The organism is Rhizobium sp. TH2 (genome assembly GCF_024707525.1).
In the GTDB taxonomy this organism is placed as follows: domain Bacteria; phylum Pseudomonadota; class Alphaproteobacteria; order Rhizobiales; family Rhizobiaceae; genus Rhizobium_E.
Window position 1 is genome coordinate 1,245,095 of the sequence record NZ_CP062231.1, and the last position, 13,109, is coordinate 1,258,203.

The following is a 13,109-nucleotide window of genomic DNA, read 5'->3' on the forward strand; positions in this document are numbered from 1 at the left end:
AACATCGTCCGACTGCCATGCGCCCCGCTTATCTGATCGCCGGTTCCATCTCACTCGTCCTGGCTTTGGCCGGCGGGTTAGGCCTTGCCGAGACCAATCTCTATCCCACCAGGGAAAAGCTCGGCGAGGCACTGTTCCACGACACCAACCTGTCGATGAACCGCAAGCAGGCCTGCGCCACCTGCCACATGCCGGAACGCGCCTTTTCGGATCGTCATGACGTGCACAAGGGCAATGCCGTTTCGCTCGGCGACGACGGCAAGAGCTTCGGCGACCGCAACGCACCGACCGCGACCTATGCGGCACTGTCGCCACCCTTCCAGAAGAATGCCGAAGGCCTCTATCTCGGCGGGCAGTTCTGGGATGGCCGCGCCAGGACCCTTGAGGAACAGGCGGCCGGCCCGCCGCTCAATCCGATCGAGATGGGTATGCCCGACGACAAGGCGATTGCCGAGCGTATCGTCGAGAACAAGGATTATGTGAAAGCATTCGAAGCGTTCTACGGGCCTGATGTGATCAAGGACCCCAAGAAGACCTTCCATGCCGCAACCGAAGCCATCGCCAGCTTCGAGCGCACCAAATCCTTCTCGCCCTTCGACTCGAAATACGACCGCTACCTGCGCGGCGAAGAGAAGTTCACCGAACAGGAGGAACTCGGCCGCACGCTGTTCTTCTCCACCCAGTTCACCAATTGCAATCTCTGCCATGACGTGAAGGGCAGGGACGGCAAGTTCGAGACCGCCACCTTCACTTCCTACAAATATTTCAACATCGGCGTGCCGGCCAATCCCGATGCGCGCAAGATGAACGGTTCGAAGCCCGATTTCGTCGATTCCGGCCTCGCCGCCAACCCTGAAGTCAACGGCGATCCGAAGGAACGCGGCAAGTTCAAGACGCCAAGCTTGCGCAACATCGCCGTCACCGGCCCCTACATGCACAACGGCGTCTTCAACGATTTGAGGACCGTCATCCTGTTCTACAACAAGTACAATTCCAAGAAGAAGAGCCGGCAGATCAACCCCGAAACCGGCCAGCGCTGGGCCGATCCCGAGGTCGCCGACAATATCGACAAGGAAAAGCTGGAGACTGGCCCAGGCCTGGATGACAAGCGCGTCGATGCGCTGGTTGCTTTCCTCAAGACACTGACCGACAAACGGTATGAGCCTCTGCTCGGGAAGTAGCAGCCATACGAAATGACCGATGCAATGGGCTGGACAGCGCTACCATCGTCCGTTACCTCTAGGCCCAATAATCACACAAATTGCAATCGCTTAGGGAGGCTTCCATGTCGCTATCCGATATCGTCATTCCGGATCTGAAAGGCCTTGCCGTGCTCATCACCGGCGCCTCGACCGGCATCGGTGCGGCGCTCGCTCGCGCCTTCGCCAGGCAGGGCTGCATGGTCGGCTTGCACTATAATTCCTCCACCGAGGCCGCGCATGCGGTGGCCAAGGAGATCGAGGATGCGGGCGGCAGTGTCTTCGTGGTCAAGGGGGATGCCACCAAGTCGGATGAGATGCGGCGCGTGGTCGATGAAACGGCCCGGACATTCGGCCGCCTCGACGGGCTGATCAACAATGCCGGCGGCATGGTCGCGCGCGTGCTTTACGAGAACATGTCCGACGAACATTACGACGCGGTGATGGATCTCAATGCGCGCTCAGTGCTTGCCACGTCGCATGCGGCACTGCCGCATCTCAAGAAGCAGGGAGGCTTCATCATCCACACAAGCTCGGTCGCTGCGCGCACCGGCGGCACCGCGGGCTCCGGTCCCTACGGCTCCTCCAAGGCGTTCGTCGAGGCGGTCGGCAAGGGCATGGCGCTGGAATTCGGCAAATACGGCATCCGCGTCAATTCCGTCGCGCCGGGTTATATCGCAACCCCGTTCCAGGATCGCTACGCCCTGCCGGGGCAGGAGCAGCAGGTCGCCAAGGCGGTGCCTCTCGGCCGCGTCGGAACCGCCGAGGATTGCGTCGGCACCTTCCTGTTCCTCGCCTCCAACACGCTTTCGGGCTACATCACCGGCCAGATGATCGACGTCAATGGCGGTCAGTTGATGCCCTGACAAGGGCGATTCATGGATACTGAAAAGGAGGGATTGACTCCATACCAACTGGTTGGTATTTTCATTGCATGACTCCAGTACAACACGAATCTCGCACCAAGCTTCTCGACGCCGCGCTCGATGTCTTTCGCGCCAAGGGCTACACGGCCACCCGTGTCGAGGATATCTGCGCCGCCGCCGGGCTGACCAAGGGCAGCTTCTTCCACCATTTCAAGACCAAGGACGAGCTTGCAATCGCCGCTGCCGGGCGCTGGACCGAGGTGACGGGCGCGCTTTTCCACGGCGCGGATTACCACAAGCCCACCGATCCGGTGGACAGGGTTCTCGGTTACATCGAATTTCGCAAGCAGCTGCTGCGCGGTTCGCTCGCCGAATATACCTGCCTGCTCGGCACGCTGATCCAGGAAGTCTACGACACCAATCCGCCGATCCGCATAGCCTGCGAGGCAAGCATTTCGAGCCATGTCGCGACACTGGTCGATGATATCGAAGCTGCGAAAACAGCACACGCGCCTGGCGCGAGCTGGAGTACCGAGAGCCTGGCTTTGCATATGCAGGCGGTCATTCAAGGCTCCTATATCATCGCCAAGGCGCGCTACGGTGCCGACCCGGCCGCCGAGAGTATCGAACATCTGAAGCGCTACGTGGCCGGGCTGTTCGGCCGCTCGATCCAGTAGCTAACCAGGGAGGACGTCATGCAACTACCCGAGATCGTCAGCCGTGAAGAATGGCTCGCCGCTAACAACGCCATGATCGTCAAGGAAAAGGCGATGATGCGCGCAGGAGATGCGCTCGCCGCGGAGCGCCGCCGCAAGCCCTGGGAGCTCGTCGAGAAGGACTATGCCTTCGAAGGACCGAACGGGACGACCAGTCTCGCGGGCCTGTTCGAAGGTCGGTGCCAGCTTATCGTCTATCACCACATGCTGAAGAAGGACGACCCGGCACCGTGCCCCGGCTGCGGCATGTTTACCGACAATCTCGGCAAGCTGGTCCACCTCAACCAGCGCGACACGACGCTCGCGCTGGTCGCCAGGGCGCCTCTCGACCAGATCGAAGCGTTGAAGATGCGGCTCGGCTGGACCGTGCCGTTCTACTCGACCGGCGCCGAGTTCAACGCCGACGTCGATGTCTCCGGCGGCGGCTTCGGGCTCAACGTCTTCATCATGCACCACGGCCGGATATATCGCACCTATTTCACCACCAGCCGCGGCGTCGAACAGCTTGGGTCGGTGTGGAGCTTGCTCGACATCACTCCATTTGGCCGCCAGGAAAGCTGGGAGGATTCGCCAGAAGGCACACCCCAGACCAACCCTTATCGCTGGTGGCGGCTGAACGACCAGTATGAGCCGAAGCAACAGGTGCATGGTTGTTGTGCATGACGTAAGACTCGTCTTGTCATGACAGATATGCTATCGTCATGACGATCAATCGAGATGATGTCATGAATTTGCAGATACGCGATCCACGTGCGCACGAATTGGCCCGAAAGCTTGCCAAGAAGCGCGGTCTCTCGATGACGGACGCCGTTATTCAGGCGCTGGAAGCGCAACTTCAATTTGATGACGGGGCGTCACGTGCAGCACGGCTGGCGTCGGTTCAGGCAATCGCTGCCAATCTTGCGCGCCAATCGCCCGGTGGTGGACGCGATATGACGAAGGATGAGATTGACAGGATGTGGGGTCACGATTGACCTTTATCGACACCTCGGTGATTGTCGCCATTCTTTCGCTGGAAGAGGATGCGGACTATTGGTCCGAATCCATATTGGACTCTGAAGGTCCGGTAACAAGTCCTCTTGTCGTACTCGAAGCGGCGATGCGCTTGTCGAGTAAACTCTCTCTTGATCCAGAGAGGATCAAACGATCCGTTGAAAGCTTTCTGAAGCAGTTGAGAATTGAAGTGAGCCCGATCGATGCAAACGACGGCTGGACCGCAATCCAGGCTTTTCAGCGCTATGGTAAGGGGCGAGGGCACCCGGCTCAACTCAATCTGGCGGATTGCCTCTCCTACGCCTGCGCGAAGAACCGCGGCATCACACTCCTGTACAAGGGCAACGATTTTGCCGCGACGGACCTTGCCTAAACCCCAACCCTTCCAAATGCCGGCACCTTGATCCCCGGATGGCGGAAGTCGAAGCCCGCCACCAGGCCCATGATATGCATCTCGAAACCGCTCTTCACGCCGGCCGAGATTCCGAGCAGGCCGTATAGCGTCACATGCAGATCGCCTGACGGATCGTAATAAAAGAGCCGCCCCTCGGGGAGGTAGTCGCGGCCGATGGCGTTGGCCGGTAGCACGGCATCGATCTGGGGCACCGCACGCAGGATCGAGGCGACAAATGTATTGGAGTTCGGCCCGGGCCACAGCCGGTAGCCGCCCTTGATATTATGCGGATAGGCGGCAATCGCGTCCTCGATGTCAGGAATCAGGGCTTCGGCCTGCTCGCCGGTGATCTCCCATACTTTTTGAGGCTGGTTGGAATACCAGTAGCCGTCCGGCTCGTAGCCGTTCTTGCGCACCGGCTGCCCCCAGCCCACCACGTCGTAGCGGTCATAGCGCGGCACGTCGTGTTTCTTGAGCACGATCCAGCTATGCACGGCAAAGGCGCCCTTGAGGCCGCCGGTGGTCGCCGCGAAGATCGTCACCCGCGCCTCGCGGTTGGTTTGGGGGTTGGGCAGCACGTGGCTGCTGGTCCATCTCGCGGCTCGCCAATTGGCTGGATGTTCCTTGGTGGCCCAAATCGCCGCAGCGGCAAGACCCGGCAGTAGATAGACACAGATCAGAAAGGCCAATATCGTCCGGATTGGTCGCATGAATATGATTCCGTCTTCCCCAACTGATGGATTTTCAAAGCGAATTCAGGCGTATTGAGGGAAAAATCATGTCCAATCCGGTTCTAGTCGAAGTTACGCGCGGCAATCAGGTCGAAAGCCGCCACCGTGGCGCTATCGCAGTCACCGATGAGACGGGCCGGATTGTGCTTTCATTCGGCAATATCGATGCGCCGGTGTTTCCGCGCTCGGCCTGCAAGGCTATGCAGGCACTGCCGCTGCTTGAGAGCGGTGCCGCGGATCGCTATGGCTTTGGCAACCGTGAGATCGCGCTTGCCTGCGCGTCGCATTCGGGGGAGCCGGAACATGCCGCACTCGCCGGCGCCATGCTGAAGGCTGCCGGACGCGGCGAGGAGACGCTGGAATGCGGCGCGCATTGGTCGTTCCAGCAAAGCGTGCTGATCGACCAGGTCCGCAGCATGGACCGGCCGAACCAGTTGCACAACAATTGCTCGGGCAAGCATGCCGGCTTCGTCTGCGCCTGCTGCCATGAGGGGCACGATCCCAAGGGCTACGTGACCTATGATCATCCGCTGCAAGCGGAGATCCGCGATGCGATGGCCGACCTGACGGGCACTGCGCTCGGCCGCGAAAACAGCGGCGTCGATGGCTGCTCGATCCCCACCTATGCGGTGCCGCTGAGGGCGTTGGCGCACGGTTTCGCCAAGATGGCGACGGGCGTGGGCATCGGGCCGAAGCGTGCCAGGGCGTCGAAGCGCATCATCGGGGCCTGCATGGCAGAACCCTTCTTCGTCGCCGGCACCGGCCGCACCTGTACCCGCCTGATGGAGGCCGCTCCCGGCCGCATCTTCGCGAAGACCGGCGCCGAAGGCATGTTCTGCGCCGTCGTGCCGGAGCGCGGGCTGGCCATCGCGCTCAAAAGCGACGATGGGTCGTCCCGCGCTGCCGACGCGATGGTCGCGGGCGTGCTCGCGCGCTTCTTCGACGGTGAGGTCAGCGAGCGTCTCACCGCGATCGCCAACCACACGATACGCAACTGGAAGGGGATCGAAGTCGGCGACGTTCGCGTAGTGGATGGTCTTCTGGCCTGAGATTGTGCCAGAAGTGGCCAAGGCTTGGTTAACCCGAAGTTAGGTAAAATTCTCGGAAACCAGTTTACGAGGTGTTTTACCGAAAGCGTTGGTGTTTGCTAATATTCCCTCATGGCGGCGCATGACTTGTCCGCCCGGAAGGGAGTGTTTCATGTTTGCCGGACGTTACTTGTGGTGGAACATGTTCGCGGCGATGGCTTACGTCTTCTTCGCGATTTACTTCTTTTATGTTTCCTGGCTGGCCATCCGCGTATCGGGCTGCGCCTCGCTTGCCGGCAGTTGCGGCGGGCTCGAGGCCAAGCTCAATGCCGTGGTCCGGCCCTATGGCATGGTGGCCTGCGGCATCATCGTGCTGGCGGCGGGCATCATGCGCATCCGCTTCCTGAAGATGAGCCCGCTCTGGGGGCTGGCATTCTTCGTCTGGTTCGGCACCTCGGCGGAATTCTTCTTCACCTTCGGCAATCTCTGGTTCGCGCATGTGGACATGGGAACGATCCTGGCCGGCATGCCGATCGAGACGCTGTTCCTCGCGGCCCTCGTCATCTTCCTGTGCTTCCCGGTCGAACTTTACAAGAAGTCGCCGGAAGGCGGGTTGCGGGTGATGTATTTCGTGGCGGGCTTCACCGCGTCCTACTCATTCTCGTTCACCGTCGCCAACTCGCCTCATGTTCTCGGCTATGTCGGGCTGATCACCGGCAACGACGCGCTGGTGGCCAATATCGCAGCGATCCAGGCTCAAACACGCCACCTGCTCTCGCTGGGCCATGAGGGATTGCTGCCGATGGTGGTGGTGCTGGCGATCTTTATCAGCGCGTTGAGCTATCTGCTCTGGATACGCAAACAGCCCGGCGGCGCGCCTGCCGCCGTGGCGGCATAGCGGTCGTCATTCAGCGCTTTTGCGCTTGCGGCCCTTCGGGGCGGCGGCTTCGGTCACCACCGGCTTGGCGGCTTCCTGCTCCAGCCTGAGCTGGCGGAGCTTCTGGGTCTTCTTCTCGCGCGCGCTCACTTCGGCATCGATGATCTGCATGGCAGCATCATGCGTCGTGGCAGCTTTCTGCTGCGCACTCAGCTTTGTCGGGCTGAAGAATTTTTCCTTGGTTGCAACCATGAAATCCTCCTGTAATGGAGAGAGATAGGCCGGCTTTCGCCGGCACTTGGAATTTTTAGCGGGCTGCCGTTGTCGGTCTCAGCGGCTTCTTGGGCATCGGCAGCAGGCCTTCGCGCTGCATCTTCTTGCGCGCCAGCTTGCGGTGGCGGCGAATGGCTTCGGCGCGCTCGCGGGCACGCTTTTCGGACGGCTTCTCATAGGCGGTGTGCGCCTTGGCTTCGCGGAAAATGCCTTCGCGCTGCATTTTCTTCTTGAGCACGCGCAGTGCCTGGTCGACATTGTTGTCTCTGACGAGTACTTGCAAAAAATACCTCCTTGTCGCGAGGGCAGGGCGCCACCCGCTTTGCCTGTGTTATATGCTGTTATTTCCGGACCTTGATCGAGGACGCCTTGAACCACGGTTCCTTGGCGACCGCGCTTGCGGTCTGCTGAACGACGACCTTGGATCGGGCCGAACGTTCCGTATCGATATCGCTGGAGGAAACCCTCCGGTCGAAGCCTTCACTTTGCGAACGGACGCGATACTGCACCTGTCCGTCGGAGTCGGGCATGACGGCGAGAATCTTGAATTCGCCGTCGGTTCTGGCATTCCTGAGCGGGCCGTCGCGGAGCATGATCAAATCACCAACGCCGTATTTCGCCTTGCTCATCGGCTGCTCTCTTTCTGGCGGCGTCCCAAACGGACGGCCATAATGCAAAAAGGCCGGGCTTGCCCCGACCTTTGCCCGTCATCTGCCTGCCGACTGCCAGTACATCCGTGGTCAGCGGCGGCGAATGACAAAATTCTCTTGCGAGATCAGAGCGCCCGAAGGTTCTCGGCCGAGCTCTTGCCCGAACGGTTGTCCTTGACGACTTCGAACTCGACCTTCTGGCCTTCGACGAGGTCACGCATGCCGGCGCGCTGTACGGCCGAGACGTGCACGAAGACGTCGGTCGAGCCGTTGTCCGGCTGAATGAAGCCGAAGCCCTTGGTGGTGTTGAAGAATTTAACGGTTCCAGTGTTCATGACGATTTCCTTTATTCAATCGCAGTTTCGCCTGACGGTCATTCGGTAAGGCGCATCGAAATTGGAGGAAATCTGAGGAAGCACAAGGCTCCCAAGCAAAGGTCGCAAACAAGTATCGATGAATGCTATTTATACGATTATGCAGAAAATTCAAGGCTGGATAAAAAATAATTTCCGAAACGTTTTTTTCGACAAAACAAATTTCCAGGATTTGCGAGCGGCGGATGCCGCCGCTCGGCTTAGAGCGTTTCATTGTTAAATGGAAGCAGTTCTGCCGAGCAGGTTTTCGTCAGGAGCAAGGCGGCGGGCGAGCGTCGTACCCTGAGGTACGGCCGAGGCCGACGCCGCAGGTCATGGCGGAAAGATGCCCGGCCCTTCGGGTTGGCTGAAACGGGCCGCCTGATCGACCGGCCGGCTTGGCCGTACGCTTTGGCTACGACACGCGCCGGCCGGTCGACCATCCGACTCCGTTTGAGCCAACAGAACTGATTCCATTTAACAATGAAGCGCTCTGGCGGAATAGCCTCAAGCTTGCAATAGGATGCGCCCCGGCAACGGGGCCGCGCGGACATCGCCAACCGTGCCGGCACGGCCCCGCGGCTATGCCGCATCGCCTTTTCGGATCTCGATGTTGCGGGCGGCGCGCAGCGAATAGCCCCACCAGGCAAGCGCCGTCATCTGCCGCGCAAGCGAGGCGTTCAACTGTTCGGGAAAGCGAGGCTCACCCTCTTCGTCCAGGTTCGTCCATGGGTTCTGGATGCTCACCGTTTCCCTGACATCGGCCATGTCCAATTCAGCGACGACCAACCGCAACTGCTCGACGGCCCTGAGCCCACCCGAAAGGCCGCCATAGGAGATGAAGGCGACGGGTTTCTTCTTCCAGGGCTCACCGAGGCAATCCAGCATGGTCTTCAGCGGTGCGGGAAAACTGTGATTGTATTCCGGCGTCAGTACGATCACCGCGTCGGCGGCACTTACATCGGATTCCAGCAGGCGAGCGGCAGCACGCCGCTTGACGCCGCCGGCATCGAAATCCCTGGCATCCGCGAGCCGGATCGAGAAATCGGGATACTTGCCGAGCTCCCGAAGCAGCCATTTGAGCACCCGGTCGGCGACCCGGTTCTCGCGCGCGCTGCCGATAAGAATGACGGTGTTGAGATTGTCTCGCATGCCGGCTCCTGTGCCTGGATCTGGGTTTGACTGTCGAAGGAGCCAGAGTCATAAAACCTCAACCTAACTTTAGGTCAAGTGGCATGAGCAAGAAAAATTCCGGCTTCGATCCGCGTCGCACCCTGTCGGTGGGAGAAGTGGCCACACGCGCCGGCGTTGCGGTCTCGGCGCTGCATTTCTACGAGAGCAAGAAGCTGATCGCGTCCGAACGCTCCGAGGGCAACCAGCGCCGCTACCGGCGCGGCGTGCTCAGGCGTGTCGCGGTGATCAAGGCCGCGCAACGCGTCGGCATCCCGCTCGACGAGATCAAGGCCGCCCTCGACTCGCTGCCGCCCGACCGCCCACCCACCGCCGACGACTGGGCATCCCTCTCCACCCGCTGGCGCGACGACCTCAACAAGCGGATCACGGAACTCGAAGCCCTGCGCGACCATCTCGACGGCTGCATCGGCTGCGGGTGCCTGTCGGTGGCGAGCTGTCCGCTCAGGAACCCATATGACAAGCTAGGCAGGGAAGGGCCGGGGGCGAGATTGTTGGGGGAGAAGTTGATGAGGGCATAAGCTCTGGGTTGTGGATGCCCTTATTGGCTGTAGGGTAGTGGTATGACAGCAATAATTTCATTCTCCGAGAACATATCCGATTGGGGTGCAGCCACCTGGATCTGGAGAGCCGTCGTCGATCATGCAGCAAAGAACATCGATGACGGTGAATGGGTCCATAATATGGATGAGCAACTAGATAGAAATATCGGGTTGTTTCGTATGGGTGAGGTTTCGATCGAAAGAGAAGCCGAGTTCATTCGAGTCTTGGAAAAATATGTCGAAGGTGGCGGTTACAAGGAATTGCTCCCCAATGAAAGTTTAGACAAAGAATATTTTGATTGCCTGTTTGAATTAGTTTCCAAATTGAAACTCCACATTGTCCAACGCAGTGCGTTTGGTCATAGCGTATAGGAGCGCGTCGGGCTCAAGCTAAGACGAGGGCGAATTCTAAGCCTAGCTCGCGAGGGACGCTTCTAAAAACCGGCGAGGCTCCCAGACACCTGTGGGAGCCCCGAAGGTGATGCTACTGTTGTTCTTCCGTCACCCCGCCCCAAATATCTTCCACCGCTCAGGCCGGAACTTCACCATCGTGCCCCGCTCCGCTGTCGCATCAAGCGGCACCTCGATCTCGACATGGTTCGGCTCCCTCGCCGTGCCCACATCCACCTCGATGATGCGCGTGCCCGCCAGCCGCCGGTGCGAGGTGACGCGGCCGGATATGCCGTCGCCTTCGGAGATCAGTTCCACGTCGCTCGGCCGGAAGAAGAACTGGCCTTCGCCCTCGTGTTCGTCGCTGACGCCCACGGGAATGCCGAGATAGTTCACCGTGCCGCCCGATACCGTCACCGGCAGGTTGACGCTGTCGCCGATGAAGGAGAAGACGAAGGGCGAGTTGGGGCGGTCATAGACATCGTCCGAGGAGCCGATCTGTTCGATCTTGCCCTGGCTCATCACCACCACGCGGTCGGCAAGTTCGAGCGCTTCTTCCTGGTCGTGGGTGACGAAGATCGTCGTATGGCCGGTGCGGTCGTGGAATTCGCGCAGCCATTTCCTAAGTTCTTTTCTGACTTTCGCATCGAGCGCGCCAAAAGGTTCGTCGAGCAGCAGCACCCGCGGTTCGATCGCCATGGCGCGGGCGAGCGCAACACGCTGCCGCTGGCCGCCGGAGAGCTGGTTGGGATAGCGCTTTTCCAGGCCGGTGAGTTGCACCATGTCGAGCAGTTCGAGCGCCCGGCGCCGGATCTCCTCTTTCGGTGGGCGCACGTCGCGCGGGCGCACGGTCAGGCCGAAAGCGATGTTGTCGAGGATCGTCATATGCCGGAACAGCGCATAATGCTGGAAGACGAAGCCGACATTGCGCTCCTGCACCGGCTTCCAGGAGGCATCCTCCTGGCCGAAGAAGATGCGGCCGGTGGTGGGCCGTTCCAGCCCCGCGACGAGCCGCAGCAGTGTGGTCTTGCCGGAGCCCGAGGGGCCGAGCAGCGCGATCAGTTCGCCGGAGCGGATGCCAAGCGAGACTTCGTCCAGCGCCGGGTATCGGTCGAATTCCTTGCGGATCTTTTCAATGCGGATTTCCATTCAAGTGGTCCTTAATGCTTGTTGTTGCCGGCGAGGCCATGCGAGAACCAGATCTCGAGCACGGTGCGGACAACGAGTGTAACGAGGGCGAGGAGGGCGAGCAGCGAGGCGACCGCGAAGGCTGCGGCGAGATTGTACTCATTATAGAGAATCTCGATATGCAGCGGCATGGTCGTGGTCAGTCCCCTGATGTGGCCGGAAACCACGGAGACCGCGCCGAACTCGCCCATGGCACGTGCATTGCAAAGCAGCACGCCATAGAGCAGGCCCCATTTGATATTGGGCAGCGTCACCCGGAAGAAGGTCTGCCAGCCATTTGCGCCAAGCGTGATCGCGGCTTCCTCCTCGGCCGTGCCCTGTTCCTGCATCAGCGGGATCAGTTCGCGGGCGACAAAGGGGAAGGTCACGAAGACGGTGGCAAGCACGATGCCGGGCACCGCGAACAATATCTCGATGCCGTGATGCTTGAGCCACGGCCCGAGCGCCGATTGCGCACCGAACAGCAGCACATAGACTAGGCCCGAAATAACCGGCGAGACCGAGAAGGGCAGGTCGATGAGCGTGATCAGGAAGGCCTTGCCCTTGAACTCGAACTTGGCGATCGCCCAGGAGGCGGCAACGCCGAAGATCAGGTTCAGCGGCACGGCGATGCCCGCGACCAGCAGCGTCAGCCGGATCGCGGCAAGCGCATCGCGTTCCTTCAGCGCCTCGACATAGGTATCCATGCCATTGCGGAAGGCCTCGATCAGCACCGAGATCAACGGTAGCACGATGATCAGCACGAGATAGAGCGCCGCCATGCCCATCAGCAATATCTTGGCGGCGAGCGGCTCTGTGACGGGCGAGCGCCATTTGCGCTCGCGTTCCCGGATTGTGGAGGGCGCGTTGAAATCGTCAAGCGACATTGGCGTATCTCCGCGTCCAGGCCTGGATCAGGTTGATCACGAAAAGCATCGCGAATGCCACCGCCAGCATGATCGTACCGATTGCCGTGGCGCCCGCATAGTTGAACTCTTCGAGCTTGATGATGATCAGCAGCGGCGCGATTTCCGAGACATATGGAATGTTGCCGGCGATGAAGATCACCGAGCCGTATTCGCCGGCGGCGCGGGCAAAGGCCAGCGCAAAACCGGTCAGGATCGCCGGAAACAGCGATGGCAGGATGACGCGATAGAGTGATTGAAGGCGGTTGGCGCCGAGCGTAGCGGCCGCCTCCTCGACTTCCTTGTCGATCTCCTCGATGACTGGCTGCACCGTGCGAACCACGAAGGGCAGGCCGATGAAGATCAGCGCCACGACGATACCGGCGGGCGAATAGGCGATCTTGATCCCGAAGGGAGCAAAGAGCGATCCGATCCAGCCGTTCTTGGCATAGAGTGCCGCAAGCGCGATGCCGGCGACGGCGGTCGGCAGGGCGAAAGGTAGATCGACGATGGCATCGACCACCCGCTTGCCGGGAAAATTATAGCGCACCAGCACCCAGGCCACGGGCACGCCGAAGATCACGTTGATGATGGCGGCGATGAAGGCGCAACCGAAGGAGATCTGCAGTGCATGCAGCGTGCGGGCGTCGGACAGCAGTTCGGCATAGCCGGAAAAGCCGATGCCTGCCGAACGGATGACGAGCGCCGCCAGTGGTATGAGTATGATCAGCGTCAGCCAGAAGATCGTAATGCCAAAACTGAGCCCGAAGCCCGGTATGACACTATGCCTCCTGAAGCCGATACGCTCGGCAAGAGGTTGTGATGTCATTGTAT

The 13,109-nt window shown here is 60.3% G+C and carries 19 protein-coding genes; 10 read left to right on the forward strand and 9 right to left on the reverse strand.

Annotation, left to right across the window (positions count from 1 at the left end; translation table 11 throughout):
- The first annotated feature begins 17 nt into the window (after positions 1-17).
- The 6 genes from IHQ71_RS06330 to IHQ71_RS06355 all read left to right on the forward strand — a co-directional run bounded on the left by IHQ71_RS06330 (position 18) and on the right by IHQ71_RS06355 (position 4,147).
- Positions 18-1,181, forward strand: coding sequence for a cytochrome-c peroxidase (locus IHQ71_RS06330; RefSeq protein ID WP_374990004.1), 1,164 nt, complete (start codon positions 18-20; stop codon positions 1,179-1,181).
- 104 nt (positions 1,182-1,285) lie between these two features.
- Positions 1,286-2,065: an SDR family NAD(P)-dependent oxidoreductase gene (locus IHQ71_RS06335; RefSeq protein ID WP_258161104.1), complete on the forward strand. Its 780-nt coding sequence runs from the start codon at positions 1,286-1,288 to the stop codon at positions 2,063-2,065.
- Positions 2,066-2,133: 68 nt separating this feature from the next.
- On the forward strand, positions 2,134-2,742 hold the full coding sequence (locus IHQ71_RS06340) for a TetR/AcrR family transcriptional regulator (RefSeq protein ID WP_258161105.1): 609 nt from the start codon (positions 2,134-2,136) through the stop codon (positions 2,740-2,742).
- A gap of 18 nt (positions 2,743-2,760) precedes the next feature.
- Positions 2,761-3,444, forward strand: coding sequence for a DUF899 domain-containing protein (locus IHQ71_RS06345; RefSeq protein ID WP_258161106.1), 684 nt, complete (start codon positions 2,761-2,763; stop codon positions 3,442-3,444).
- A gap of 38 nt (positions 3,445-3,482) precedes the next feature.
- Entirely contained in the window at positions 3,483-3,755 is a 273-nt protein-coding gene (locus tag IHQ71_RS06350) for a type II toxin-antitoxin system VapB family antitoxin (protein ID WP_258161107.1), read from the forward strand.
- Complete coding sequence (locus IHQ71_RS06355) at positions 3,752-4,147, forward strand: type II toxin-antitoxin system VapC family toxin (RefSeq protein ID WP_258161108.1); 396 nt, start codon at positions 3,752-3,754, stop codon at positions 4,145-4,147. Before IHQ71_RS06350 ends, IHQ71_RS06355 begins: the two co-directional genes overlap by 4 nt.
- On the opposite strand, the gene IHQ71_RS06360 is transcribed toward IHQ71_RS06355, so the two are convergent.
- Complete coding sequence (locus IHQ71_RS06360) at positions 4,144-4,878, reverse strand: DUF3750 domain-containing protein (protein ID WP_258161109.1); 735 nt, start codon at positions 4,876-4,878, stop codon at positions 4,144-4,146. The genes IHQ71_RS06355 and IHQ71_RS06360 overlap by 4 nt on opposite strands.
- A gap of 68 nt (positions 4,879-4,946) precedes the next feature.
- Here IHQ71_RS06360 and IHQ71_RS06365 point away from each other — a divergent pair, with 68 nt between their 5' ends.
- Positions 4,947-5,948 (forward strand): asparaginase, encoded by a 1,002-nt coding sequence (locus IHQ71_RS06365; protein WP_258161110.1) that lies wholly within the window; start codon positions 4,947-4,949, stop codon positions 5,946-5,948.
- Positions 5,949-6,099: 151 nt separating this feature from the next.
- A complete protein-coding gene (locus tag IHQ71_RS06370) occupies positions 6,100-6,825 on the forward strand; it encodes a hypothetical protein (RefSeq protein ID WP_258161111.1) in 726 nt (241 codons plus the stop codon).
- Positions 6,826-6,831: 6 nt separating this feature from the next.
- On the opposite strand, the gene IHQ71_RS06375 is transcribed toward IHQ71_RS06370, so the two are convergent.
- The 5 genes from IHQ71_RS06375 to IHQ71_RS06395 all read right to left on the reverse strand — a co-directional run bounded on the left by IHQ71_RS06375 (position 6,832) and on the right by IHQ71_RS06395 (position 9,232).
- Positions 6,832-7,056, reverse strand: a complete 225-nt coding sequence (locus IHQ71_RS06375) for a hypothetical protein (RefSeq protein ID WP_258161112.1) — start codon at positions 7,054-7,056, stop codon at positions 6,832-6,834.
- A gap of 55 nt (positions 7,057-7,111) precedes the next feature.
- On the reverse strand, positions 7,112-7,360 hold the full coding sequence (rpsU, locus tag IHQ71_RS06380; RefSeq protein ID WP_258161113.1) for a 30S ribosomal protein S21: 249 nt from the start codon (positions 7,358-7,360) through the stop codon (positions 7,112-7,114).
- Positions 7,361-7,418: 58 nt separating this feature from the next.
- The gene (locus IHQ71_RS06385; protein ID WP_258161114.1) at positions 7,419-7,706 is read right to left on the reverse strand and encodes a cold-shock protein; all 288 of its coding nucleotides are present in this window, start codon (positions 7,704-7,706) and stop codon (positions 7,419-7,421) included.
- A 146-nt stretch (positions 7,707-7,852) separates the two neighbouring features.
- Positions 7,853-8,062: a cold-shock protein gene (locus tag IHQ71_RS06390; RefSeq protein ID WP_025557033.1), complete on the reverse strand. Its 210-nt coding sequence runs from the start codon at positions 8,060-8,062 to the stop codon at positions 7,853-7,855.
- 600 nt (positions 8,063-8,662) lie between these two features.
- Complete coding sequence (locus IHQ71_RS06395; RefSeq protein ID WP_258161115.1) at positions 8,663-9,232, reverse strand: NADPH-dependent FMN reductase; 570 nt, start codon at positions 9,230-9,232, stop codon at positions 8,663-8,665.
- Between the two features lie 83 nt (positions 9,233-9,315).
- On the opposite strand from IHQ71_RS06395, the gene soxR reads away from it, so the two are divergent.
- Both soxR and IHQ71_RS06405 read left to right on the forward strand, forming a co-directional pair.
- Positions 9,316-9,792: a redox-sensitive transcriptional activator SoxR gene (gene soxR / locus IHQ71_RS06400; RefSeq protein WP_258161116.1), complete on the forward strand. Its 477-nt coding sequence runs from the start codon at positions 9,316-9,318 to the stop codon at positions 9,790-9,792.
- A 42-nt stretch (positions 9,793-9,834) separates the two neighbouring features.
- Entirely contained in the window at positions 9,835-10,185 is a 351-nt protein-coding gene (locus IHQ71_RS06405) for a hypothetical protein (RefSeq protein WP_258161117.1), read from the forward strand.
- 129 nt (positions 10,186-10,314) lie between these two features.
- On the opposite strand, the gene IHQ71_RS06410 is transcribed toward IHQ71_RS06405, so the two are convergent.
- The 3 genes from IHQ71_RS06410 to cysT are packed head-to-tail and all read right to left on the reverse strand — an operon-like array spanning position 10,315 to position 13,104.
- A complete protein-coding gene (locus tag IHQ71_RS06410) occupies positions 10,315-11,352 on the reverse strand; it encodes a sulfate/molybdate ABC transporter ATP-binding protein (protein WP_258161118.1) in 1,038 nt (345 codons plus the stop codon).
- Positions 11,353-11,363: 11 nt separating this feature from the next.
- Positions 11,364-12,257 (reverse strand): sulfate ABC transporter permease subunit CysW, encoded by an 894-nt coding sequence (cysW, locus tag IHQ71_RS06415; RefSeq protein ID WP_258161119.1) that lies wholly within the window; start codon positions 12,255-12,257, stop codon positions 11,364-11,366.
- Positions 12,247-13,104, reverse strand: coding sequence for a sulfate ABC transporter permease subunit CysT (gene cysT, locus IHQ71_RS06420; RefSeq protein WP_258161120.1), 858 nt, complete (start codon positions 13,102-13,104; stop codon positions 12,247-12,249). The genes cysW and cysT overlap by 11 nt, the downstream gene beginning before the upstream one ends.
- Positions 13,105-13,109: the final 5 nt, after the last annotated feature.